Origin of the sequence: Pseudomonas sp. FP2338, from assembly GCF_030687515.1 — a bacterium.
In the GTDB taxonomy this organism is placed as follows: Bacteria; Pseudomonadota; Gammaproteobacteria; order Pseudomonadales; family Pseudomonadaceae; genus Aquipseudomonas; species Aquipseudomonas salomonii.
On sequence record NZ_CP117436.1, the window covers coordinates 2385119 to 2410170 of the forward strand.

General features: G+C 61.5%; 22 protein-coding genes and 1 pseudogene. 17 read left to right on the forward strand and 6 right to left on the reverse strand.

The features are described 5' to 3' along the window. Window positions 1-97 precede the first annotated feature (97 nt). Complete coding sequence (locus tag PSH96_RS10960; RefSeq protein ID WP_305459175.1) at window positions 98-1423, forward strand: OprD family porin; 1326 nt, start codon at window positions 98-100, stop codon at window positions 1421-1423. A 5-nt stretch (window positions 1424-1428) separates the two neighbouring features. On the opposite strand, the gene PSH96_RS10965 is transcribed toward PSH96_RS10960, so the two are convergent. Beyond that, entirely contained in the window at window positions 1429-1917 is a 489-nt protein-coding gene (locus tag PSH96_RS10965; RefSeq protein ID WP_305459177.1) for a MarR family winged helix-turn-helix transcriptional regulator, read from the reverse strand. A gap of 213 nt (window positions 1918-2130) precedes the next feature. On the opposite strand from PSH96_RS10965, the gene PSH96_RS10970 reads away from it, so the two are divergent. The 6 genes from PSH96_RS10970 (at window position 2131) to PSH96_RS10995 (ending at window position 10202) form a co-directional block, all read left to right on the forward strand. Further along, window positions 2131-2961 (forward strand): p-hydroxycinnamoyl CoA hydratase/lyase, encoded by an 831-nt coding sequence (locus PSH96_RS10970; RefSeq protein ID WP_017139056.1) that lies wholly within the window; start codon window positions 2131-2133, stop codon window positions 2959-2961. Window positions 2962-3037: 76 nt separating this feature from the next. Continuing rightward, complete coding sequence (locus tag PSH96_RS10975) at window positions 3038-4486, forward strand: aldehyde dehydrogenase (RefSeq protein WP_305459179.1); 1449 nt, start codon at window positions 3038-3040, stop codon at window positions 4484-4486. A gap of 62 nt (window positions 4487-4548) precedes the next feature. Beyond that, a complete protein-coding gene (locus PSH96_RS10980) occupies window positions 4549-6423 on the forward strand; it encodes a feruloyl-CoA synthase (protein WP_305459180.1) in 1875 nt (624 codons plus the stop codon). After that, the gene (locus PSH96_RS10985; RefSeq protein ID WP_305459182.1) at window positions 6420-7655 is read left to right on the forward strand and encodes a thiolase family protein; all 1236 of its coding nucleotides are present in this window, start codon (window positions 6420-6422) and stop codon (window positions 7653-7655) included. Before PSH96_RS10980 ends, PSH96_RS10985 begins: the two co-directional genes overlap by 4 nt. 35 nt (window positions 7656-7690) lie before the next feature. Next, window positions 7691-9433 (forward strand): acyl-CoA dehydrogenase, encoded by a 1743-nt coding sequence (locus PSH96_RS10990; protein WP_305459184.1) that lies wholly within the window; start codon window positions 7691-7693, stop codon window positions 9431-9433. A 55-nt stretch (window positions 9434-9488) separates the two neighbouring features. Then, window positions 9489-10202, forward strand: coding sequence for a GntR family transcriptional regulator (locus tag PSH96_RS10995; protein ID WP_305459185.1), 714 nt, complete (start codon window positions 9489-9491; stop codon window positions 10200-10202). Window positions 10203-10208: 6 nt separating this feature from the next. Here PSH96_RS10995 and PSH96_RS11000 read toward each other — a convergent pair whose 3' ends face one another. Both PSH96_RS11000 and PSH96_RS11005 read right to left on the reverse strand, forming a co-directional pair. Further along, entirely contained in the window at window positions 10209-11159 is a 951-nt protein-coding gene (locus tag PSH96_RS11000) for a PDR/VanB family oxidoreductase (protein ID WP_305459187.1), read from the reverse strand. A 29-nt stretch (window positions 11160-11188) separates the two neighbouring features. Continuing rightward, complete coding sequence (locus tag PSH96_RS11005) at window positions 11189-12250, reverse strand: aromatic ring-hydroxylating dioxygenase subunit alpha (RefSeq protein WP_305459189.1); 1062 nt, start codon at window positions 12248-12250, stop codon at window positions 11189-11191. Between the two features lie 534 nt (window positions 12251-12784). Between PSH96_RS11005 and PSH96_RS11010 the strand changes: the two genes are divergently transcribed. The 5 genes from PSH96_RS11010 (at window position 12785) to PSH96_RS11030 (ending at window position 17544) form a co-directional block, all read left to right on the forward strand. Further along, window positions 12785-13453: a GntR family transcriptional regulator gene (locus tag PSH96_RS11010; RefSeq protein WP_305459191.1), complete on the forward strand. Its 669-nt coding sequence runs from the start codon at window positions 12785-12787 to the stop codon at window positions 13451-13453. Between the two features lie 76 nt (window positions 13454-13529). Then, complete coding sequence (locus tag PSH96_RS11015) at window positions 13530-14339, forward strand: ABC transporter substrate-binding protein (RefSeq protein ID WP_305459192.1); 810 nt, start codon at window positions 13530-13532, stop codon at window positions 14337-14339. Between the two features lie 12 nt (window positions 14340-14351). After that, window positions 14352-15128, forward strand: a complete 777-nt coding sequence (locus PSH96_RS11020; RefSeq protein ID WP_003236553.1) for an amino acid ABC transporter permease — start codon at window positions 14352-14354, stop codon at window positions 15126-15128. A 2-nt stretch (window positions 15129-15130) separates the two neighbouring features. Then, window positions 15131-15910 carry an amino acid ABC transporter ATP-binding protein gene (locus PSH96_RS11025; protein ID WP_065888097.1) on the forward strand — a complete coding sequence of 260 codons (780 nt, stop codon included), beginning with the start codon at window positions 15131-15133 and terminating at the stop codon, window positions 15908-15910. Between the two features lie 23 nt (window positions 15911-15933). After that, entirely contained in the window at window positions 15934-17544 is a 1611-nt protein-coding gene (locus tag PSH96_RS11030) for a gamma-glutamyltransferase family protein (protein WP_305459195.1), read from the forward strand. Window positions 17545-17656: 112 nt separating this feature from the next. On the opposite strand, the gene PSH96_RS11035 is transcribed toward PSH96_RS11030, so the two are convergent. After that, entirely contained in the window at window positions 17657-18562 is a 906-nt protein-coding gene (locus PSH96_RS11035) for a LysR family transcriptional regulator (RefSeq protein ID WP_017136660.1), read from the reverse strand. Window positions 18563-18658: 96 nt separating this feature from the next. On the opposite strand from PSH96_RS11035, the gene PSH96_RS11040 reads away from it, so the two are divergent. The 4 genes and pseudogenes from PSH96_RS11040 to PSH96_RS11055 form a co-directional block, all read left to right on the forward strand. Beyond that, the gene (locus PSH96_RS11040) at window positions 18659-19450 is read left to right on the forward strand and encodes an SDR family NAD(P)-dependent oxidoreductase (protein ID WP_305459197.1); all 792 of its coding nucleotides are present in this window, start codon (window positions 18659-18661) and stop codon (window positions 19448-19450) included. A gap of 168 nt (window positions 19451-19618) precedes the next feature. Further along, window positions 19619-21016, forward strand: a complete 1398-nt coding sequence (locus PSH96_RS11045) for an aspartate aminotransferase family protein (protein WP_305459199.1) — start codon at window positions 19619-19621, stop codon at window positions 21014-21016. A 72-nt stretch (window positions 21017-21088) separates the two neighbouring features. Further along, entirely contained in the window at window positions 21089-22456 is a 1368-nt protein-coding gene (locus tag PSH96_RS11050; RefSeq protein ID WP_236369838.1) for a glutamine synthetase family protein, read from the forward strand. A 71-nt stretch (window positions 22457-22527) separates the two neighbouring features. Next, a pseudogene (locus PSH96_RS11055) lies at window positions 22528-22677 on the forward strand (GABA permease); the annotation flags it as partial. Window positions 22678-22689: 12 nt separating this feature from the next. Here the strand turns inward: PSH96_RS11055 and PSH96_RS11060 are convergent. After that, complete coding sequence (locus PSH96_RS11060) at window positions 22690-23709, reverse strand: alpha/beta hydrolase (RefSeq protein ID WP_305459201.1); 1020 nt, start codon at window positions 23707-23709, stop codon at window positions 22690-22692. A gap of 261 nt (window positions 23710-23970) precedes the next feature. On the opposite strand from PSH96_RS11060, the gene PSH96_RS11065 reads away from it, so the two are divergent. Next, window positions 23971-24456, forward strand: a complete 486-nt coding sequence (locus tag PSH96_RS11065; protein WP_305459203.1) for a hypothetical protein — start codon at window positions 23971-23973, stop codon at window positions 24454-24456. Here PSH96_RS11065 and PSH96_RS11070 read toward each other — a convergent pair whose 3' ends face one another. Then, window positions 24457-24912: a GNAT family N-acetyltransferase gene (locus tag PSH96_RS11070; protein ID WP_305459205.1), complete on the reverse strand. Its 456-nt coding sequence runs from the start codon at window positions 24910-24912 to the stop codon at window positions 24457-24459. Between the last annotated feature and the right edge of the window lie 140 nt (window positions 24913-25052).

The window sequence follows — 25052 nt, forward strand, 5'->3', positions numbered from 1 at the left end:
GGTTGACGAGTACCGTCGGCTGTTTCCATTCTTGGCTCGCGAGGCTGACAGGCCCGAGCGTGTGCCAACCCAATAACAACAAAAATGGACATCGAACATGCCAGAACTCCCTATGGAGGACGCCGTTGCCGTGGCGTCCGTCTCCTGTGTGTCGAACAACACTCCATGCCGGCTGATGGCATTGCTGGCCTTGAGCGTGCTGCCCGGTTCGCTGTGGGCTGCCGGCTTTATCGACGACAGCCACGGCACCCTGACCTTGCGCAATTACTACCTGGACCGTGACTACAAGGACGACGGTGCGAAGACCGCCGCACGGGAATGGGCCCAGGCGTTCATCCTCAACCTGGAATCGGGTTACACCCCTGGCCCGGTGGGCTTTGGCCTGGATGTCCGAGGGTTGATGGGGGTCAAGCTCGACTCTTCGCCGGACCGCAGCGGTACCGAGTTGTTGCCGGTGTCGGCCAGCGACAAGCGCGCCGCCGACGAGTACTCGCGCCTGGCCCCAACCGCCAAACTGCGGTTCGCCCAAACCACGGTCAAGGCCGGCGATGTGTCGATCTTCCTGCCGTTTGCCTTTGCCAGTCCGTCGCGGCTGCTGCCGCAAACGTTTCGCGGCACCACGTTGAGCTCCAAGGACATCGATGGCCTGACCCTCAACACGGGCTATATCGACCGCATCAACAAACGCGACTCCACCGACTACCAGGCCATGACCATCGCCTCACCCAACCGGCGCTTCAACGCCACCGCCACCACCTCGCACCTGGCTTACGTCGGCGGTGATTACCAGGTCAACAAAGACCTCAGCCTGCGGGTCTATCACGCGCAGATCGCGGACCTCTACCAGCAAGACACTCTGGCGCTGCTGCACAATTTGCCGGTGGGTGATGGCGTGCTCACCAGCGACCTGCGCAGTTTTTTCAGCCGTGATGATGGCAGTGCCAAGGCGGGCAGGGTGGATAACCGCAACCTCTCGGCGTTGTTTGGCTATCGCCTGGGCGGCCATCGCGTCAGCCTTGGCTACATGCACTCAAGCGGGGAGACGGCCACGCCCTATATCTCGGGAACGGAGTTGATGGGCATGAGCGAACTGACCATGAGCTCGGACTTTCTCAACGCCAAGGAGCGCACCTGGCAAGCCATCTACGACTATGACTTCGCGGCATCGGGTGTGCCGGGGCTGAAGACTCGGCTGCGCTATGTGCGTGGCGACCACATCGAATTGGCCGCGTTGAACGCCGAGGATCGCAAGGAGCGCGAGTTCCAGATGGAACTGGGGTATGTGATTCAGAGCGGTCCGCTGAAGAACGTCGGATTCATGGCGCGCAAGTCGATCTACCGCAATGACTTCCCGAGCGGCGCTGCCTTTCGCGATGAAAACCAGACCCGTTTCCTGGTGCTCTACACCGTGGCGCTCTGGTAGGCCGATCAGTCCTGGTAGACCTTCTTCAGCAAGCGCAGCAGCTCTTCACGTTCCTGGCCGTCGAGGGCGGCCGTGGCGTCGAGGTCACTCTGGGCGGCGATCGCCTTGAGTTCCTTGAGCAGGGTTTCGCCGCTCTTGCTGAGGAAGATCCCGTAGGAGCGCTTGTCCGGCTTGCAGCGTACCCGCACGGCCAGGGCGCGGCTTTCCAGCTTGTTCAGCAACGGCACCACCTGGGGCGGCTCGATGGCCAGGGCGCGTGCCAGGTCGGCCTGCATCAGCCCGGGGTTCTGCTCGATGATCGCCATGGCCGAGAACTGCGCCGGGCGCAGGTCGTGGTCCGACAACCGGCCGATCAGGTTCTGGAACAGCTTGAGCTGGGCGCGGCGCATGGCGTAACCGATCAGATCGTCCAGGGCTGAATCCAGCGGCGGCCGCACCTCGTCGTTGTCGGGCAGGGCCTGGCTGGCGGTGGCGATGTTGGAAGGCTTGGCCATTGGCAGTGCAATCCTCAAAAGGTGCAGGTTAATAAGGCTATCTAGTTTGCCGGTGTTGGCGCGCTATGGCTATGCCGGGTTTTCACAGCGCCTGCAACGCATGGGTTTTAAGCAGGAAAAATATTGGTTATTAAGATTAATAGTTAATTGACATAACTATATTTGCGGTTTAATTTCGAATCATCTTCACACCCAGAACAAGAGCGTACCGCCATGAGCAATTACGAAGGCCGTTGGACCACAGTCAAGGTTGAGATCGAAGAAGGCATTGCCTGGGTCATTCTCAATCGTCCGGAAAAACGCAACGCCATGAGCCCGACCCTGAACCGGGAAATGATCGACGTCCTGGAAACCCTCGAGCAGGACCCTGCCGCCGGCGTGCTGGTCCTCACCGGAGCGGGCGAAGCCTGGACGGCGGGCATGGACCTCAAGGAATACTTCCGCGAAGTGGATGCCGGCCCGGAAATCCTCCAGGAAAAAATCCGCCGCGAAGCCTCGCAATGGCAATGGAAGCTGCTGCGCATGTACGCCAAGCCGACCATCGCCATGGTCAATGGCTGGTGCTTCGGCGGTGGCTTCAGCCCGCTGGTGGCGTGCGACCTGGCGATCTGCGCCGACGAAGCGACCTTCGGCCTCTCGGAAATCAACTGGGGCATCCCGCCGGGCAACCTGGTGAGCAAGGCCATGGCCGACACCGTAGGCCATCGTCAATCGCTGTACTACATCATGACCGGCAAGACCTTTGGCGGGCAGAAAGCCGCGCAAATGGGCCTGGTCAACGAAAGCGTGCCCCTGGCTCAACTGCGCGAAGTGACCATCGAACTGGCGCGCAACCTGCTGGAGAAAAACCCGGTGGTGCTGCGTGCGGCCAAGCATGGCTTCAAGCGCTGCCGTGAACTGACCTGGGAGCAGAACGAGGATTACCTCTACGCCAAGCTCGACCAGTCGCGCCTGCTCGACACCGAAGGCGGTCGCGAGCAGGGCATGAAACAGTTCCTCGACGACAAGAGCATCAAGCCTGGCCTGCAGGCCTATAAACGCTGAAGAGCGCGGCCGCCTGGCCGCGCCGTTGTACCCTGCTTGAACGTATTCCCGATAAAGACAATAAAGAGGAATCACCATGCTGGACGTGCCCCTGTTGATCGGCGGCCAGTCGTGCCCCGCCCGCGACGGTCGAACCTTCGAGCGTCGCAACCCGGTGACCGGTGAAGTGGTCTCGCGGGTGGCTGCGGCGACCCTGGAAGATGCCGACGCCGCGGTCGCCGCCGCCCACGCCGCGTTCCCCGCGTGGGCGGCGCTGGCGCCCAACGAACGCCGCACCCGCTTGCTCAACGCTGCCGAGCAATTGCAGGCGCGCAGCAGCGAATTCATCGCCGCCGCCGGCGAGACCGGCGCCATGGCCAACTGGTATGGCTTCAACGTGCGTCTGGCGGCCAATATGCTGCGCGAAGCGGCGTCGATGACCACCCAGATTACGGGGGAGGTGATCCCCTCCGATGTCCCCGGCAGTTTCGCCATGGCCTTGCGTCAGCCTTGCGGTGTGGTGCTGGGCATCGCGCCGTGGAACGCTCCGGTCATCCTCGCCACGCGCGCCATCGCCATGCCGCTGGCCTGCGGTAACACCGTGGTGCTCAAGGCCTCGGAGCTGAGCCCGGCGGTGCACCGCCTGATCGGCCAGGTATTGCAGGACGCCGGCCTGGGCGATGGCGTGGTCAACGTCATCAGCAATGCCCCGGCCGATGCCGCCGCGATTGTCGAGCGGTTGATCGCCAACCCGGCCGTGCGGCGGGTCAATTTCACCGGCTCGACCCATGTTGGGCGGATTGTCGGCGAACTCTCGGCCCGTCACCTCAAGCCGGCCTTGCTGGAGTTGGGTGGCAAGGCACCGTTGCTGGTGCTCGACGATGCCGATCTTGACGCGGCTGTGGCGGCAGCGGCCTTTGGCGCCTATTTCAACCAGGGCCAGATTTGCATGTCCACCGAACGCCTGATCGTCGATGCCAGGGTCGCCGATGCCTTCGTTGCCAAGCTGGCGGCCAAGGTCGCGACCCTGCGTGCGGGTGACCCCGTGGCGGCGGATTCGGTACTGGGTTCCCTGGTGGACGCCAGCGCCGGCACACGCATCAAGGCCCTGATCGACGATGCCCTGGCCAAGGGCGCGCGGCTGGTGGTGGGCGGCCAACTGGAGGGCAGCATCCTGCAGCCGACCCTGATCGATGGCGTCAGCGAACAGATGCGCTTGTACCGCGAAGAGTCCTTTGGCCCGGTGGCCGTCCTGCTGCGTGGTGAGGGTGATGAAGCCTTGTTGCGCCTGGCCAACGATTCCGAGTTCGGCCTGTCGGCGGCGATCTTCAGTCGCGACACCGGGCGCGCGCTGGCACTGGCGCAGCGGGTCGAGTCGGGTATTTGCCATATCAACGGCCCGACCGTGCATGACGAGGCGCAGATGCCGTTTGGTGGGGTCAAGTCCAGTGGGTACGGCAGCTTTGGTGGCAAGGCGTCCATTGAGCACTTCACGCAATTGCGCTGGGTGACCTTGCAGAACGGGCCACGGCATTACCCGATCTGAGCAGTTGCTGCGACATAACAATAACAAGGCGGCTGTGATCCGCCTTGCTGGAGGACACCCTTGTGAGTTCCGAATTCCGACCGCAACCCCAGCCCGCACCGCGATACCGCGAGGTCTCCATCGGCCACGCACCAGTGGCGGTCACTGAAGAACACGGCGTGTTGCACATGCGCTCCCTGGAACCCCTGGCCGAGTTGCCGGCGCGCCTGCTCGATCGCCTGGTGCATTGGGCTCGGGTACGGCCCGAGCAGACGTTTATCGCGGCACGCCAGGCCGGTGGTGATTGGCGCCGTGTCAGCTACCGCGAGATGCTCGACAGCGTGCGCGCAATTGCCCAGAGCCTGCTCAGCTACGGGCTGTCGGCGGACAAGCCGTTGGCCTTGCTGTCCGGCAACGACATCGAGCATTTGCAGGTCGCCCTCGGCGCCATGTACGCCGGTATTCCCTACTGCCCGGTCTCGCCGGCGTACGCGTTGTTGTCCCAGGATTTCGCCAAGCTGCGGCATGTCTGTGACCTGCTGCAACCCGGGCTGGTGTTCGTCAGCGATGCAGCGGCCTACCAGCGTGCGATCGAGGCCGTATTGCCGGCCGAAACCCCGTTGATCTGCGTGCGCGGCCAAGTGCCCGGGCGCAGCCAGATAAGCTTCGCCAGCCTGCTGCACACGTCGGGGGGCGCTGAGGCCGAGCAGGCCTTCAATGCCACCGGTCCCGACAGCATCGCCAAGTTTCTCTTCACCTCGGGCTCGACCAAATTGCCCAAGGCCGTGATCACCACCCAGCGCATGCTCTGCGCCAACCAGCAGATGCTGTTGCAGACGTTTCCGGTGTTCGGTGAGGAGCCTCCGGTGCTGGTGGACTGGCTGCCGTGGAATCACACCTTTGGCGGCAGCCACAACGTCGGCATCGTGCTCTACAACGGTGGCACTTTTTATCTGGACGACGGCAAGCCCACGGTCCAGGGTTTTGCCCAGACCTTGCGCAACCTCAAGGAGATTTCGCCCACGGCTTACCTGACGGTGCCCAAGGGCTGGGAAGAGCTGGTCAACGCCCTGGAACAGGACGCCGAGTTGCGCGAGCGTTTTTTTGCGCGGATGAAACTGTTCTTCTTCGCCGCCGCCGGCCTGTCCCAAAGTATCTGGGATCGCCTCGATCGGGTGGCCGAACAGCACTGCGGTGAACGCATCCGCATGATGGCCGGGCTGGGCATGACCGAAGCCGCGCCGTCCTGCACCTTCACCACCGGGCCGTTGTCCATGGCCGGCTATATCGGTTTGCCCGCGCCGGGCTGCGAGGTGCGCCTGGTACCGGTGGACGGCAAGTTCGAAGGGCGCTTTCGCGGGCCGCATATCATGCCGGGATACTGGCGGGCGCCCCAGCAAACCGCCGAGGTGTTCGATGAGCAGGGGTTCTACTGTTCAGGAGACGCGATCAAGCTCGCCGACCCTCAGCAGCCGCAACTGGGCCTGATGTTCGATGGGCGAATTGCCGAGGATTTCAAGCTGTCTTCCGGGGTGTTTGTCAGCGTGGGTCCGTTGCGCAATCGCGCGGTGCTCGACGGCTCGCCCTATGTGCAGGACCTGGTGATTGCCGCGCCCGATCGCGAGTGCCTCGGAGCACTGGTGTTCCCCAGGCTCTACGAATGCCGTCGGCTGGCGGGCCTGGACGCCGCCGCCAGCGACGCCGACGTGCTCGGCAGTGCGCCGGTGCGCCAGTGGTTCGGCGACTGGTTGCAACGCCTCAATCGCGGGGCCACCGGCAATGCCAGTCGCCTGGAATGGATTGCCCTGCTCGACGAGCCGGCGTCCATCGACCGTGGGGAAATCACCGACAAAGGTTCGATCAACCAGCGCGCCGTGCTGCAATGGCGCGCGGCCAAGGTCGAGGCGTTGTATCGCGGCGAAGAGGCGACGATCCTGCGCGCCGAGCCGAAACCTTGAACGGGCAGTATTCGGCATTTGCCGATGTGGCGATTTTCGAGGCCGTGCGCACCCCCTGGATTGACCTGGGTGGAGCACTGTCTCAGGTTTCACCCATCGACCTGGGGATCAAGGTAGGCCGTGAGGTAATGGCCCGGGCCGGTATTGAACCGCAGGCGGTGGACAGCGTTCTGGCCGGCTCCATGGCCCAGGCCAGTTTCGATGCCTACTTGCTGCCACGGCATATCGGCTTGTACAGCGGGGTGGCGCAAGCGGTCCCGGCACTGGGGGTGCAGCGCATCTGCGCCACCGGTTTCGAACTGTTGCGCCAGGCTGCCGGGCAACTGCGGGACGGCGTGCAACTGGCCTTGTGTGTGGCCAGTGAATCCATGTCGCGCAACCCCATCGCGGCTTACACCCACAGGGGCGGGTTTCGTCTTGGCGGCGAGGTCCAGTTCAAGGATTTTCTGTGGGAAGCCCTGTACGACCCGGCCCCGGGCCTGGACATGATCGCCACGGCCGACAACCTGGCGCGCCGTTATGGCCTGGGCCGCGAGGCGGTGGACCGCTACGCCTGCGCCAGCCACCAGCGAGCGTTGCAGGCGCAGCGTGACGGCGCTTGGGTTGACGAGGTGGTGGCGGTCGATAACCAGGTATTCGAGCTTGAGGGATACCAGCCCAGAGGCATCAGCCTGGCGCGTCGGACCGGTGCCGTCAGCGAGGACAGCCACCCTCGGCCCACCGACCTTGCAAGCTTGAAACGCTTGCGCGCCGTGCATCCCGGCGGCGTGCAAACCGCCGGCAACAGTTGTGCCGTGGTGGATGGCGCGGCGGCGGCGTTGGTGGGCCGCGCCTCGGCCTGCACGCGGCCAGCCCTGGCGCGGTTGCTGGCCAGCGCGGTGGTCGGCGTGGCCCCCGAGTTCATGGGCATCGGCCCGGCGCCGGCGATTCGTCTGCTGCTGCAACGCAGTGGGTTGAATCTGGATGACATCGGCCGCTTCGAGATCAACGAAGCCCAGGCCGCCCAAGTGCTGGCGGTGGCCCATGAACTTGAGCTGGACAGCACCCGCCTCAACGTCCAGGGCGGCTCGCTGGCACTGGGGCATCCACTGGCTGCCACGGGCCTGCGCCTGGTCATGTCCCTGGCCCGACAACTGCGTCAGCACAACCTGCGCTACGGGATTGCCGCGGCGTGTGTGGGCGGCGGGCAGGGCATGGCGCTGCTGATCGAGAACCCTGCTTTTCGCGCCTGAGTGCGTGATTCTTTTTTAGTCGATGAGGTGTCCCGATGTGGAGCTATGAGGCGCCCCTGCGCGATATGCAATTTGTCCTCGAACACTGGTTGCAGGCGCCCGACAGCTGGCGGCGCAACCCGGCGTTCGAGGCCCTCGACCTGCCGCTGGCATTACAAGTATTGGAAGAGGCGGCACGCTTCAGCCAGGGCGTGCTGGCGCCGTTGAACAGCCACGGTGATCGCCAGGGCTGCCGCTGGCAGGCGGGCCAGGTCAGCACCCCGGACGGCTTCGTCGAGGCCTATCGTGCTTACGTCGAGGGTGGCTGGCCGGCGCTGGCGTGCGCCGAAGAGCAGGGCGGGCAGGGCCTGCCGCAGCTGCTCGAGGCGGCGCTGCAAGAGATGCTCTACGCCAGCAACCATGCCTGGGCCATGTACACCGGGATCGCCCACGGCGCCTACCTGTGCCTCAAGACTCACGCCGACCCTTGGCTGCAGGCACGCTACCTGTCGGAGATTGTCAGTGGCCAGGCGTTGCCCACCATGTGCCTGACCGAGTCCCAGGCTGGCAGCGATGTCGGTTTGCTGCGCTGTCGCGCTGAACCCCAGGCGGATGGCAGCTATCGCTTGAGCGGCAGCAAGCTGTTTATCTCCGGCGGTGAGCATGACCTCACGGCCAATATTCTGCACCTGGTGCTGGCGCGCCTGCCCGATGCGCCGCCGGGCAGTCGCGGCATTTCACTGTTCCTGGTACCCAAGCAGCTGGACGATGGCCGGGCCAATGGTGTGCATTGCGACGGTATCGAACACAAGATGGGCATCAAGGGCAGCGCCACCTGCTCCCTGGTATTCAACGCCGCCCAAGGCTGGCTGATCGGTGATGCCAATCAGGGCCTGGCGGCGATGTTCGTCATGATGAATTCGGCGCGCCTGCATGTCGGCCTGCAAGGCCTGGGGCATGTCGAGGCGGCTTGGCAGAATGCCCGGCAGTACGCTGCCGAGCGTGTGCAGATGCGTGCACCATCAAGGCCCGAAGACGTGGCGGCCCAGGCCGCTGACCCGATCCGTTATCACCCGGCCATGCGCCGCGTGTTGCTGGAGCTGCGCACCACCAGCGAGGGTATGCGTGCCATCGGCTATTGGGCGGCGCACCTGCTGGATCAGGCCGAGCACAGCCGGGACTCCTCGGCGGCTCAGTTGGCGCCTTTGCTGACGCCCATCATCAAGGCGTTTTTCACCGAGCAGGGCTTTCGCCAGGCCAGCAATGCGTTGCAGGTATTTGGCGGTTACGGCTATGTCACCGAGTTCGCCATCGAGCAAACCCTGCGGGACAGCCGCATCGCGATGATCTACGAGGGCAGTAACGAGATCCAGGCCAATGACCTGTTGCTGCGCAAAGTGCTGGGGGATGAAGGTCGAGCCTTTGGCCTGCTGCTGGCCGAGTTGCGTGCCGAGGCCGGGCAGGGCGTGCAGTCTGTCGAGTGCGCAGGGTTCTCCCGCGCATTGGGCAGTCTGTGCGACGCGCTGGCCAGTGTGGTGAGCGCCGTGCGTGAACGCGCGAAGGAAGACAGTGAATACCCCTATCGGGTTGCGCCGGATTTCCTCCAGCTCTGTGGCGTGGCGTTGCTGGCCTTTGCCTGGGCGCGGGCAGCGCGGGTCTCTAGGGCATTGCCCGAAGATGACCCATTGCGTGCCGCCAAGCTGCAAAGCGCCGGGTTCTTTTTCGATTACCTGCCGTCGCGGCTGGCGCAACACCTGGGTGCCATAGAGGGCGCGCGCGCCGCGCTGGCGTTCGTCTGACGGGATCGGATGCTTGCGGTACTATGGCAGGCCACGTTTTCTGGAAGTTGCCTGGATGAGTAAGCCCGGTCAATTGGTGCTGGTTGCACTGCGCAAGATGATTGCCAACGGTGAGTTGGTGGCGGGGGAGCGCCTGATGGAAACCCCTACGGCGCAACGCTTTGGTGTGTCGCGCATGCCGGTGCGCATGGCGTTTCGTACCCTTGAGCAGGAAGGGCTGCTGGTGCCGTTTGGCGGGCGCGGCTATCAGGTGCGGTCGGTCAGCCCCAGTGACATTGCCGGCGCCGTCGAAGTGCGCGGTGTGCTGGAAGGCCTGGCTGCGCGGCAAGCCGCCGAGCATGGTCTTTCCGACGCGGCGCGTGCGGCGCTGGAGCGCTGCCTGGTGGAAGGCGACCAACTGTTCGACAAAGGCTACGTGACCGAAGATGACCTTGAGGTTTACCACGACCTGAACATGCGCTTTCACCAGGTCATTGTGGAGGGCAGCCACAACCCGGCGATCACCGATGCGCTGGCACGCAATGATCACCTGCCATTCGCATCGGTGACCGCGCTGGCGGTAGATCGTGAGGACATGGCTCGTGAATACCGGCGCTTCAACTATGCCCACATGCAGCATCACTCGGTGTTCGATGCCCTGGTCAATCGCCAGGGCGCGCGCGCCGAAGCCATCATGCGCGAACACGCCAATGCGACGTTGCGTTATGCCGAGATCTTCAGTTCAGCCACCGCCGACGCGCGCATGAAGGTGATTTTGCCCGCGTCGTGACACGGTTCAGATGTCGAGCACCAACAGTGGGGTTTTCGAGCGTGAGCAGCAGGGCGTGAACTGGTCGTTCAGCGCCTGTTCCTGCTCGGTGAGGAACAGGTCGCGGTGCTCTGGGATACCGTCCAGCACTCGGGTCAGGCAGGTGCCACAGATCCCTTGTTCGCAGGACACGGCAATCTCGATGCCCTGGCTTTCCAGGACCTGGACCACGGTCTTGTCGGCGGGGATCGTGAAGACCTGGCCGCTGCTGCCGAGCTTCACCGAAAAGCTCCCGTCGAGGCTGTTGTCCACTGGTGCCGCCGAGAAGTACTCGCGATGCAGGCAGTCCTCCTGCCAGCCTTGCGCCCGCGCGCTGTCGAGCACGTGTTGCATGAAACCGCCGGGGCCGCAGACATACAGGTGCACATCGTCTGCGGGCGCAGCCAGCACCTCGGCAGTCTTGAGGGCCGTGTGGGGCTGCTCATCGAAATGCAGGAACACGCGCTCGGCAAACGGCGACGTCTTGAGCCGCTGTACAAACGCCGCACGTTCACTGGCGCGGGCACAATAATGCAGGTCGAAGTCGGCACCTGCATGGGCCAGGCGCTCGGCCATGCACAGGATCGGGGTGATGCCGATGCCGCCGGCGAACAGCAGGCTGCGTCGTGCTTCATGGGCGAGGGGGAATAGATTGCGTGGTTCGCTGATCGTCAGGTGGGCGCCCTCGTGTACCTGCTCGTGCAAGCTGCGCGAGCCGCCGCGAGAAGCCGGGTCGTTGAGTACGCCGATCAGATAGCGATGACGCTCCTCGGGGTGATTGCATAGCGAATACTGGCGCACCAGCCCGTCCGGCAGATGCACGTCAATGTGCGCGCCGGCACTGAAGGCGGGCAGCGGCTGGCCATCGACCCTGGCCAGTTCATAGCTGCAAATATCTTGGGCTTCGTTATTACGGGATACCACCACCACATCGATCATGTTCGGTCCTCGCAGAGTTGTCGCGCCATTCAGGCGGTGGTGGTCGTGATCAGTTGTGGTTCGAGGGTGCGTTCCTTGGCAATCAGTCGCTCCAGGATTTTGCGCGACTGCACGCCGCCGGCATCGATATTCAGCTTGAGCAGGTTGCGTTGCGGGTGGGCCAGCAGGTTCTGCTGCTGACGTTCAAGCATCTCCAGGTCTTCGCTGAAAATCTTCCCTTGGCCTTCACGAATGCTGGCGGTCAGCGCCTCATCCTGAGGGTTGAAGTTGCGCGCCATGCCCCAGAAATACCAGATCGAGGTCTCGGTTTGCGGGGTGATGAAGTCGACCACGATGCTTGCCGCCTTGTGTTCGGGCGCTGCGTGGTAGCCGCCCTTGCCGGCGTGGGCCACGCCGACTTCGATCAGCACATGGCTTGGCGGGGTGAAGCGACAGATCTGCCAGCGGTCCACCGGCACATCGTCGGCGAGGTTGTTGCCGCGCAGGGCCATGCGCCAGAACGGCGGAGCCAGGATGTTTTCCATGTGCCGGGCGGTGATGACTTCGTCGCCTTCAACCGTGGTGACGGGCGGCGCTTCATCGATTTCCTTTTGGCCGATGCTGGAAGCGTGGACGTAGGTTTCGTGGGTCAGGTCCATCAGGTTGTCGATCATCAGGCGGTAATCGCACTGGATATCAAACAGCCCGCCGCCGTACGCCCACTGGTCACTCACTGCCCACTCCAGGTGATGAATCAGTGCCGGGTCGGCAAGGGCCTGATCGCCGGGCCATACCCAGATAAAGCCATAGCGTTCAACCGCGGCAAAGGTCTTGTTGCACGGAAAACCACGCACCCGCTGCCCGGGCATTTCGACAGTCCTGCCGTCGGCCCCCATGACCAGGCCGTGATAGCCGCAAACCAGGTTGCCATTTTCGACATAACCCAGTGAAAGCGGTGCGCCGCGATGGGGGCAGAAGTCCTCGATGGCGACGACGCTGCCTTGCGGGCCACGATAAAACACCATCTTTTCACCGCAGATCTGCCGACCCAGGGGTTTTTGGGCGATTTCATCGGGTGTGCAGGCGACGTACCAAGTGTTTTTGGGGTACATGGCGACTCTCTGGTTGATTAATTATTTTTGTTTAATGGATCCATTAAATTTCTAGAGCTGCTGTGAGTCAATATGTAGGCCAGTAATTTTAAGATTGTTTTGGGCGATTATCGATCGATTCGATTTTACTGGATCCATTAAGCGGGAGGGGTTTGGTGCGCTGATGGCAGAAAAAAAGGCCTGCCAAATGACTTGATTTGCTCATTGGATCCGACCTCACGTACAGAGGCTGTTGATCCTGCTCAATTCCGTGATTGCCCTGGATAGGTTGAATTCGCATGCTGCCAAATACCCTGTGTAGATCATCAGGCGTCACCCGGCCCTTCAACGGACATCCGCTACTTTCTTGCGCAGAAATGGGAAGTTGCTGCGTCATTTAGTAGCAAATCGCTTTACCCGCTTTGCGCAATTCTCCCCACCCAAACGGAAGACTTCATTTAAATCAATGAGTAATGTTCTGCGCGAGGTGTTGGCACGCGTTATGCTTTTTTGTATTCGTGGATAATTGGATACAAAAATACAAAGAGGCTGCCAATGCAATTTGCCCCCGCTTACGTTGACCGCCAGCCCCTCACTGCCGAGGAGGAGGCCTACAACTTCCTCCTCGACGCCATCTGCGGCGGTCGTTTCCGCAAGGGCGATCGCCTGATCGCCGAGGATATCGCCAGCGAAATCGGCATGAGCCGCATGCCGGTGCGTGAGGCATTCCGCCGCCTGGACGCCCAGGGCCTGGTGACGCTGCGGCCCAATCGCGGTGCGATCGTCAGCGGCCTGGATATCGCTGAGCTGCACGAGGTGTTCGAGATGCGCAGCGCACTGGAAGGCCTGGCGGTGCGCGTCGCGGTCAGCCGTATCGGTGAGCGCCAGATGGCGGCTCTGGAGCGGCTGCTGGACGAGATGGATGACTACCGCGACGAGAGCGCCGCGTGGGTCCGTTGCCACCGTGCCTTTCACGAATACCTGTGCGGGCTCAGCGGTCGGCCACGCTTGCTCAAGCAGATTTCGGCGTTGTATTCGCTGGTGGAAGCGCCCATGCGCTTGTGGCTGCAGCACAGCGAAAAACCCCTCAGCGCGCGCCAGGAACACGCCGTAATCCTCGACGCGATTCGCGCCGGTGACGCCGCCGGTGCCGAAGCTGTGGTACGCGAACACATCGAAGGCACCGTGCCGCTGCTGATTCAATTTCTGCAATTGGAAAAATAAAAGAGGCGGGTCCCAACCCGCCCATGTTTAGGCGTTGATTCCTGCCCCGTTATTTAACGAAGTGGAGTGTCTGGTCATGCATAAACAACACCGCGCCTTGCTGGTGGCTGTAACCATGGGTCTCTGTACGCAATGGGCCTGCGCCGCAGTCCAGGTGCCTGAGCGCCTGAAGAGCGTCGACAAACTCACCTATTGCTCGGGGATGGATTCACCGCCCCTGGTGTCCTTCGACGAATCCCAGAAACCGCGTGGGCTCACCGTCGACCTGGGCCTGGAAATCGCCAAGCGCCTGGGCAATAAAACCGTGCAATGGCGGGTCATTCCGTTTTCCGGCCTGGTGCCGGCGCTGCTTGCCCAGCAGTGCGACATGATCGCCGACCAACTGTTCGACAAGCCCGAGCGGCGCCAGGTGATCGACATCGTCAACTACATGTATTCCAGCCAGGCGGTGGTGGTGCCCAAGGGTAACCCCAAAGGCATCAAGACCCTGGATGACCTGTCCACGCGCAAGGTGGCGGTGCTCAACGGCTCTACCATCAAGGCCCTGCTCGATACCCAGAACGAGAGCCTCGCCAAGGCCGGCAAGCCACCGATGAAACTGGTGGTCTACAACACCGACACCGATGCGTTCCAGGCACTGCGCATCAGCCAGGTCGACGCCTATGGCACCACTGTGGAAACCGCCGGTTACTACGCGGCGATGGCCCCGGAGCTGTTCCAGGAAGGGGTACCTGCATTCAGCCGCATCCTCACCGGCCTGGGCATGCGCAAGGACGACCCGCAACTGACCGCCGCCGTGCAGCAGATCATCAGCGACATGCGCAGCGACGGCAGCTATGTGCAATTGCTCAACAAATGGCATGTCAGCAGCGACTCACTTGACTGAGGTTCTACCACGATGAATTTCAATTGGGATGTGTTCTGGCAATACCTGCTGCAGCCCAGTGGGGTCTACCTCACCGGGTTGTGGCTGACTTGCCTGATCAGCGTGCTGGCGATGCTGCTCGGCTGTGCGCTGGGCCTGGCGGCCGCGCTGTTGCGCCTGTCGAAGAACCCACTGCTGCACCTGCCGGTACGCCTTTATGTGTGGCTGATGCGCGGCACGCCGCTGCTGGTGCAGATCGTGTTTTTGTACACCGCACTGGCAGCGGGCGGGATCTTCCGCTTCGAGGACATCGAGCTGTTCGGGCTGATCATCCCCGGCAATATCCAGGCGGCGATCATCGCCCTGGGCCTGAATGAAGGCGCGTACATGGCCGAAATCATCCGCGCCGGCATCGGCGCGGTGGACAAGGGCCAGTACGAAGCCGGGCGTTCCCTGGGCATGGGGTTCGGCAAACTGATGCGGCGCATTGTGTTGCCCCAGGCGTTTCGGGTGATCGTGCCGCCGCTGGGCAATGAGTTCAATGTGATGCTCAAGAACACCACGCTGGTGAGTGTGATCGGCGTGCAGGAGTTGTTGCTCAGCACGCAGATGGTGACCTCGGCGACGTTTCGCGTATTCGAGTTGTACCTGGTCGTCGCGATTTACTTCCTGACCTTGACCACGCTGTGGGGCTTTTTCCAACGCTGGCTCGAAAACCGTTTCGGCCAATCCGATCGACCTTCGGCGCCACCTCCGGCCGCCAGCCGCATGTTCGGTCGCAGCACCCTGAAACTGCTGAGGGGACGTTAACCATGGCGCACCAAAGTGAAGAGCTGATCATTGACGCACAGGATATCCAGAAGTCGTTCGGCGAGTTGCAGATCCTCAAGGGCATCTCCCTGCAAGTGCGGCGCGGCGAAGTAGTGGTGCTGATCGGCGCCTCCGGCTCCGGCAAGACCACCTTTATCCGCTGCATCAACCTGCTGGAAGACATCCAGGGCGGGCGCATTCGCGTCAACGGCCGTGCCATGGGCTATCGCGAACGCGCCGATGGCAGCCTGGTACGTGATTCGGAGCGCAACATCGCCCGTCAGCGCCGCGACATCGGCATGGTGTTCCAGCGCTTCAACCTGTTCCCGCACATGACTGCATTGGAAAACATCATCGAAGCGCCGATCCAGGTGCTCGGCGTACCGCGTGCCCAGGCGCTGGAACAGGCTCGGGGCTTGCTGGCGCGGGTCGGCCTGGCGGACAAGGCCAGCCACTATCCGTCGATGCTCTCCGGTGGCCAGCAGCAACGAGTGGCGATTGCCCGTGCGCTGGCGATGAAACCCCAGGCGATGCTGTTCGACGAACCCACCAGCGCCCTCGACCCGGAAACCGTCGGCGAAGTGCTGCAGGTGATGAAGGAGCTGGCCGAGGAGGGCATGACCATGGTGGTGGTCACCCACGAAATGGGCTTTGCCCGTGAAGTGGCCGACCGCGTGGTGGTGCTCGACCAGGGCGAATTAATCGAGCAAGGGCCGCCGGAGCAGATTTTCAGCCGTCCCAGCCATCCGCGTACCCGGGCGTTTCTCAGCCGCGTGTTATGACCTATTTTTGAAGAGCCTTTGCCATGTTGAAATTCTCCGCTCACGAATACCCCTACCCGTCGCAACGCCAGAGCGTATTTGCCCGTCGCGGCATGGTCGCGGCGTCCCAGCCGCTGGCGTCCCAGGCCGGCATCGAAATCATGCAAAAGGGCGGCAATGCCATTGATGCCGCCATCGCCACCGCCGCTGCGCTGACCGTTGTAGAACCCACCGGTTGTGGACTGGGTGGCGATGCCTTTGCGCTGGTGTGGTGCAAGGGGCAGTTGCATGGCCTGAACGGCAACGGCCATGCGCCGGCCGCCTTGAGTATCGAGGCGGTCAAGGCGGCAGGGCATCAACAGATGCCGCTGTACGGCTGGACCTCGGTGACGGTGCCCGGTTGCCCGTCGGCGTGGGCCGAGTTGTCCAAACGCTTCGGTAAATTGCCGTTTGCAGATGTGCTGCAGCCGGCCATCAGCCTGGCGCGCGACGGTTTCCCGTTGTCGCCGGTGGTCGCCCATCAATGGCAGGTATCCTTGAACGAATTCAGCCCGTACCGCGATGACGTGCTGCAAGCCTGGTTCGACACCTTCCTCATCGACGGGCGCGCGCCCCAGGCCGGCGAGATTTTCCGCAACCCGGCCCAGGCCCGTACTCTGGAAGAACTCGCCGCCACCGGCTGCGAAAGCCTGTATCGCGGCGCTCTGGCCGAGCGCCTGGATGCGCATTCGCGCGCCAGCGGTGGTTACCTGCGCGCCAGCGACCTCAAGGATTACCGCGCGCAGTGGGTGGAGCCGATCCATATCAATTACCGGGGCGTGGATGTTTGGGAAATCCCGCCGAGCGGCCAGGGCCTGGTTGCACTGATGGCGCTGAAGATCCTCGAAGGCTTCAACTTCGATCACCGCGACAGCCAGCAAACCTGGCATCGCCAGCTGGAAGCCATGAAGCTGGCCTACAGCGACGGCCTGCATTACATCACCGACCCTGCGCACATGCGCGTGGCGGTGGCCGACCTGCTGAGTGACGACTACAGCACCCGTCGCCGTGGCGAGATCGGCGAGCAGGCGCAGCCGCCCAAACCCGGCGCCCCCCATGCCAGCGGCACGGTGTACCTGGCGACCGCCGACGCCGAAGGCAATATGGTTTCGTTCATCCAGAGCAACTACCACGGCTTCGGCTCCGGCGTGGTGCTGCCCGACAGCGGCCTCGCCTTGCAGAATCGCGGGCAGGAATTCAGCCTCGATGAGTCCCACTCCAATTGCCTGGCACCGGGCAAGAAAACCTTCCACACCATCATCCCGGGTTTTCTCAGCAAGGACGGCCAGGCCCTTGGACCGTTCGGCGTGATGGGCGGCTATATGCAGCCCCAGGGCCATGTGCAGATGGTGATGAACCTGGTGGACTTCGGCCTCAACCCCCAGGCGGCCCTCGACGCACCGCGCTGGCAATGGCTGGGCGACATGAAGGTCGGCATCGAACACGGCGCGTCCCGCGACCTGGTCAATGCGCTGGCGCGGCGCGGGCACAAGGTGCAGACCGACAGCGACCTGACCGACTACGGGCGTGGGCAGATCATCCTGCGTGACCCGGCCACCGGCGTGTTGTGCGGGGGCACTGAGCCAAGGGCAGACTCACATATCGCGGTTTGGTGAGCGGCTACACAAGCGCTGAGCCAGACGGCTAATAATGACGGGGGGATGAGTTGTTTGATCTTCGCGACGGCGAGTGGGCGCCGCCGCAAGCCTCAATCTGCACTTTTACTCATCAAATACGACGAGGCTCGCCCTGTGTAATTTCGCGTATCAGGCTCAGGTAACGAAGCGCGCCCAGTCCCAGGGGCCGATTTTTTACCCAAATGATATCGACCCATAACCGCATCTGACTCGGCATGTAGTCAAACACCACCTCTGTCAATGCGCCTGACGTGATGAGAGGGTGTACCAGCGATTTTGGAAGATAAGCCCAACCCAATCCTTGCTGCACCAGGTCCAGCGTGGCCAGATAATTGTCGCTGTGCCAAATCCGCCGTGACAGCACAACACGCGGGTCAGAGTCTGCAGGTCCTCCTGTGGCGACGATGATCTGCCGAACGTTGACCAGTTGCTCCTCGCTCAAGGGGCTTTTCTTGCCGGCGGCCGCAGGGTGGTCTGGAGCAGCAACCGCTACTAACAGCTGGCTCCCCGCTTCAAGAAATGTTTCCCGCTCATCAAGCCCTGGTCGTTCAAATCCAAGTGCCAACTGCACACGCCCTTCATGGAGCATGCGCATTGCCTCCGGATGGGACGCGGAGCGGATCTCGATTTCCAGTGTGGGAAACTCCCTGGCGATAATCGACAGCGGACGATTCCATACGCCTGTTTGCAACTCCGGCGCCATCGCAAAGACCAGGCGCTCCTCCAACCCCTGATGCAACTGGAGGGCATGCGCATCCAGCAGGTTTATCTGGCTTGCGACCTGTCGTGCCTGGGGCTCAAGTGCCTTGGCGGCGGCCGTAGGAATGGCTTTGCGAGTTGATCGGTCAAAAAGCAACAAATCCAACTCTGCTTCAAGCTGCGACACCGCCATGTTAACGGCCGAGGGTACCCGGCCTAATTTTCGCGCCGCCGCCGAAAAGGATCCGCTGTCGATGACCGAGAGGAAAATTTTAAGTGACTCACTGGTAAATGCCATGGGAGTTGTCAGATTTTCTGATGATGATTGTCTTTATGTATCAGATTTATTCGCCTAGTTTCTACTCTCTTTCACATTAAATACGTGGGGCACGCCATGTTGGATATGCAATTGAGAGGGCATGTTGCACTCGTCAGTGGTGCCGGGAGTGAATCCGGCATCGGCATGGCTATTGCTCGCAGGCTAGGTGCATCCGGGGCGAAGTTGATCATCACTGCCAGCAGCAACCGCATTGTGGATCGGGTTAAAGAGCTGCGCCTTGAAGGGTTTGAAGTTGAAGGCAGGCCCACTGATCTTACCGATGAAAGTCAGGTGCGAGACTTCAGCCTCTGGGCAGAGTCAGTCTGGGGGCAGGTCGATATTCTGGTGAACAATGCCGGTATGTCCATGCACGGCAGCCCTGAGATTTTCTCGGAATTGGCGTCGATGGAACTGCATGACTGGAACCTTTCACTGGCCCGAAACCTGACCACTGCCTTTCTGCTGACCCGAGCCGTGTTGCCCGGTATGAAGGCGAGAAGTTACGGGCGCATTGTCAATATCAGTTCCACCACGGGCACCCGCGGGAGCAATCCGGGGGAAGCCGCGTATAGCGCCGCCAAGGCCGCGATGGTGGGCATGAACATGGGGCTTGCGCTTGAAGTCGCCAAGCAGGGGATTACCGTCAACAGCGTGGCCCCCGGCTGGATCACCACGGGCTCAACCACCCCCGTTGAGGCCGAGGCAGGGCGCTTCACCCCGATAGGGCGCGCAGGCAGCCCCCGCGAAGTGGCGGCGGCGGTTGCATTTCTGGCATCGCCTGACGCCAGTTACATCACAGGGGAAGTCCTTGTGGTGGATGGCGGGAACTGTCTGGTCGAGAACAAAGCCCCTCACGGCGATTATTAAGTTTGAATACGCTCCAGCGCGCTCAATCACGATGGTGGGCGGGGGGCTATAACCGAGCTTTATAAAAGCGCGATGTATCAAGGAACAGTTGAGTTCTTTGAGCCGTATCCGGCTGTCATTGAGCAACGAATTTTTAATTAACTTGATAATTAACATGGGGTATTGATCATGTCGAAAAGTGGAATTAGTGAATCAGCGATTGCTGCTTTTACCGCCTCCGAGCGTGCCCGGTTTATAGAAAACAACCCCACTTCACTGGCGCTGGCCGAGCGCGCCAAGGCGAATCTGTTCAACGGTGTGCCCATGCACTGGATGAGCGATTGGTCGATGCCTTCGCCGCTCTTCGTCCAGCGTGCCAAAGGGGCGCGCTTCACCGACGTTGACGGGCATGAATACATCGACTTTTGCCTCGGCGACACCGGTACGATGTTTGGCCATTCACCTGATCCTATTGCCCGCGCCATAGCCGAACAGGCGAACAATGGCTTGACCACGATGTTGCCGGGCGAAGACGCGGTGGTCTGCGGCGAGTTGCTGGCTCAGCGATTCGAGCTGCCTTACTGGCAAGTGACCGCCAATGCGACTGATGCCAACCGTTATGTGCTGCGCTGGGCGCGCGCTATCACCCAGCGCAAGGTCTTGCTGGTGTTCGATGGCTGCTACCACGGCACCGTGGATGACGTGATGGTGCGCTACCGCGACGGCAAGACAGTGCACCGTTCAGGCCTAGTGGGCCAAGCCTACGACTTGAGCCAATACAGTCGATCCATCCCCTTCAACGATGTCGCCGCACTGGAGGCAGCTTTAGCTCAGGGCGATGTGTGCGCACTGATGTGCGAGCCGGCGATGACGAACATTGGCATGGTTCTGCCGGATCCGGGGTTCATGCAAAAGTGTCGAGAGCTGACCCTTAAATATGGCAGCCTGTTGGTCATTGATGAAACCCACACTATTTCCACCGGCCTCGGTGGATGCACGCGCCAGTGGGATTTGAAACCCGACTTTTTCGTGGTGGGTAAACCCATTGCAGGTGGCGTGCCTTGCGCGGTGTTTGGCGTTAGCGAGCCAGTCGCCTCGGCCATGCGCGACGTCCAGAAGACCATCAGCGAAGAGAGCGGCGGGCATGGCCATAGCGGCATGGGAACGACGCTGTCGGCCAACGCACTGGCGATGCGCTGCATGCGCGTCAGTCTCGAAGCGGTCATGACCGAGTCTGCCTACGAGCACATGCTGGCGCTGGCCTCAAGGCTGGCCCAGGGGTTTCGAGCGTTGTTCAAGCGGCACCAACTGAACTGGTCGGTAACAGAGTTGGGCGCGCGTTGTGAATTTCAATTCTGTGCCACACCGCCAAGAACAGGCGCGCAAGCCGAGGCGGCTTTTCACGACAGCCTCCAAATGGCGCTGCATCTCTATCTGATCAATCGCGGAATTCTGATCACGCCTTTTCACAACATGACCCTGTGCTGTCCGCAAACACGTGACGCGGATATCGACAGGCTGATCGCTGAGTTGGATAACGCGCTGACCACGCTGCTTGCCCTGCCTGGCGCGCGGGTTATCGCTTGATAACGGCACGTCTGAAAACGCCATTGTTCTTAAATACTGCCAGTCGCTTGAATGAGCGCTAAGAGGTTTGACATGCAATTTGCGGATAAAAAAGAGGCCCTGGATTATCTGGCCGCCCACCCTGAAGTGCTGAGCATCGAGTTGTTCCTTATCGACGCGAATGGCGTTCCACGGGGCAAACTGTTGCATCGCGACGAACTGCTGGCGATCTACGAAAATGGTCGGCCATTGCCAAGTTCCATTCTCGCCTTGACCGTGCAGGGTGAAGACGTAGAAGACACAGGCTTGGTCTGGGAGGTTGCTGACGCCGATTGTTGGACATACCCCTTGGCGGGAAGCCTGACCTTGCAACCCTGGCGCACCAACCCCACCGGTCAAGTGCAGGTGAGCATGCACCCGACCCAAGGTATCCCCGCCGCACCGGCGGACCCGCGCCACGTACTGGTGAACACCATTGAGCGGCTGAAAGCCGATGGATTGCATCCGGTCATGGCGGTTGAGTTGGAGTTTTACCTGCTGGACCGACAACGCGACGTCAACGGTCGGCCGCAGCCGGCGTTGCAGGCCAATGGCGTACGCCCTGTTGCACCACAGGTCTATGGCGTTTACGAGCTGGAGCAGCTTCAACCGTTTCTTGATGACCTCTACGCGGCGTGCGCGCTGCAGGGCTTGCCGGTACGTACGGCGATATCCGAATACGCGCCAGGCCAGGTCGAGTTGACACTGGAGCATCGGTTCGACGCACTCCAGGCCATTGATGAAGGCGTACGCTACAAACGCCTGGTCAAGGGTGTGGCCAACAAACATGGGCTGCAAGCATGCTTCATGGCCAAGCCATTCAGCGATCAGGCCGGCAGCGGTATGCACCTGCACGTCAGCCTTGCCGACGAGCACGGCAATAATCTGTATGCGAGCGAAGACCCACAGGGCACGCCACTGTTGCGGCACTCCATCGGCGGGATGATGGAGACCTTGTTTGACTCGCTGGCGATATTTTGCCCCCACGCCAATTCATATCGACGCTTCCAGACCGGTAGTTACGCGCCGCTGGCTAAAAGTTGGGGCGTCAACAACCGTACAGTTTCGTTCCGCGTGCCCGGCGGCCCTGCACTCAGTCGGCACATCGAACACCGCATTTGCGGTGCCGATGCCAACCCCTATCTCGCCGCTGCCGCGTTACTGGCGGGCATTCACTACGGCATCACGCATGAAAGCGATCCCGGCGCGGCGATTGTGGGGAATGGCTATGAACAGGCGACCGATTTTCTACCCACCGACTGGCTGACAGCGTTGCAGGCATTGCAACGTTCAACCTGGGCACGTGAGGCGCTGGGCGCTGAGTTTCTGAAGGTGTTCCTGGCGATCAAGTGGCGCGAGTTCCGTCAATTCAATGCTGAAGTCGGAGAACAGGACTGGCGCTGGTACCTCACTCACGCATAAATGTTGGCCCGTCAGCGCGTCTTAAAATGGGCTGCTGGAGGGTAGCAGTGGTCTGGCATTGAGCTGGCGCAGGGTTCAAGCCGCGTCACGTCACCATGCTCTCCATTGCAGGGATTATCGGCGCAGGGTTGTTTGTCGGGTCTGGGCACGCCATTGCGGCCGCGGGCCCGGCGGTGATGCTGGCCTACCTGTTTTCCGGCCTGCTGGTGGTGCTGGTAATCCTGTTTTAGGGATTACGGTAAATTTCTACTCTGCAGCCAGGTAGTTATGACCTCAACCAGTTCGGTCTTGCACTCCACCGGCAACCAATGCCCACCGGGCAAGCTGGTTACGCTGAGGTCTGCGCAAGCCGCACGCATGGGGTCGCCCAACCGATTGCCCTTGATGGTATTCATCGGGTCGTAGTCGCCGTTCACAAACAGCACGGGCAATGACAGGCGGCCGCCATCGGTCGCTCGGTGCGCATAGTTGATATTGGCATCGTCGTTCAGGTACCACGCGCAGGGCGCGCGGAAACCATGCGCTTCGAAACTGTGCACCAGTGCAGCGAAGTCCGCCTGCGGCCAGAGCGCAACGTCTGGTTGGGTGGGTGGCGCCCGATGCGCCTCGCCAAACCGCCCACCTTTGCGGGTCACTTGCGCGTTTGATGCCACCTTGGTGATGTTCGCCGGGTCGCCGCGTCGATAAATAGACGCCAGCGATGCGGCTTTATCCGCATCAAGATCAGCGACAGCGCTCGCAAAGTGCGTGTTGTAGTAGCGGTAGTAATCCCATTGACCATCAGGATACTGGTCCACCGGATAGAGCGTTCGGTCCACCAACGGGACGAGCGTGGGCAGTGCATTGGTGCTCGGGAAGTACGGCACCGACACCAGCACCACGCCACGGCTGCGCTGCGGTTGATGGGCGGCCAGTTCACCTGCCACCACGCTGCCCCAATCATGGCCCACCCAAATGGCGGGTGCGCCACCGAGATGGTCATGCAGCTCTGCCATGTCGGCCACGATGTGTTCAAGGGTGTAGGCATTGAGGGCGCAGGGCGCAGAGGAGCCGCCATAGCCGCGCATGTCGGGTGCGACGCAGTGCCAGCCTTGGGCAGCGAACGCTTCGATTTGCGCGCGCCAGATCAGGCTGAGCTCGGGCCAGCCGTGCAGAAATATCATCAACGGCCCATCGGCCGGGCCCGACTCCAGATAGTGCGTGGTATGGCGGGGCGTGCTGTAAACACGCGAAGTCAGCGTGGAAGTGGACAAAGGCTATCCTCCTGCTTGCCGGCCGGTAGAGGCGAAGCGGCAACACTATACTGAGCGGTATGTTTCGCCGTTTGTTCCCCTCTGAGAATGCCTTCATGTCATACAGATACGATGTTGAACGGTCGCCACGTCAGGTGTTTTAGCATCGCTGCGCCTATTTTTGGTGGTTACCGTTGCCTATCGCATCAGGATCATGAGGGTAGGTTGGCCGCATGCTTACAGGGTTGCGCCGTCCTCTTTGTTTTTGTGTGGAGTCGCTGAATGCTTTTGCGGATAAAACTATTTTTCCTGTTCGTTCCACTGGCCCTGTTGGCCTGCGGGCGATTGGACATTTCATCAAGCCGCTACGAATCCTATGCGGCGGCGCTCGATGCCGGCGCGATAGGGCAAGGGCGGTGGTTGCCCAGCCAATTGCCAGCGTCGGCAGTTGGCATACGTGAAACACATGATATTGATACGAATGAGGTCTGGTTTAGTTACGCGAGTGCTTCCAATAGGCCACCCGAGGAATGTAGCGAACTGCTGGCCGACCAATTGCGCCTGCCGAGGTCCCGATGGGTCTACGAGATTGAAGAGTTCTTCCGTGGTTTGAAGGATGTACAGGCGTCAGGCCGAGCAAGTTTCCATAGTTGCCACGATGCAGGGTACGACTATTACCTGGTCATAGACCCAGAACGTAACCTGGCCTACGGCTGGTCACTGGGAGGTTACGGGGAAGGTTTTGGCCGGCCTGGGGCGGCTCGTTGATCATCTTATGAATTTTACGTACACAATCTCAGGGTCATGATCATCAAGGTTCTCGATTCGCCCGCTCGGTATAAACCCGGCCTTGGCGAGCATGGCTTGGGCCGCCAGGTTGGAGGCATTGGTTGACGCAAACAACTTGGGCGTTTTGCACAATGCTTCTGCGCCCGCCAATAATTGCAGCGCCAGACCCTGGCGTTGATGCATCGGCGACACGACCACCAGCGCAACAAAGTCGTAGCTGAAAAACTCATCAGTCAACACCAGGTAGCCCGCACATTCACCGGCCGTGACGACGACCAGGCATCGTTGGCTAATCACCGCGTCATGGATAAACACGCGCCGATGAGCGTGGGCTGTGGCGTAGGCGTCCAACTCCACCAGGGCGCGTACGTCATCAGGCTTGGCCTGGCGGATTAGCCGGTTTTCAGGGGCCGGCGGGTGTCGGTCTTGGGGCATTGGAATCACCGTCGGAGCGAATGGGTAAGGTGTAAGTGTTGAAGGCGTTTGCAGTGCTCAAAAAAGTACCATAGGCAAGTGCATCAGCGGCATACAGGTAGCGCTGGCCTTGAACGCCTCCCTGGCCAGCGCTTTGCTGT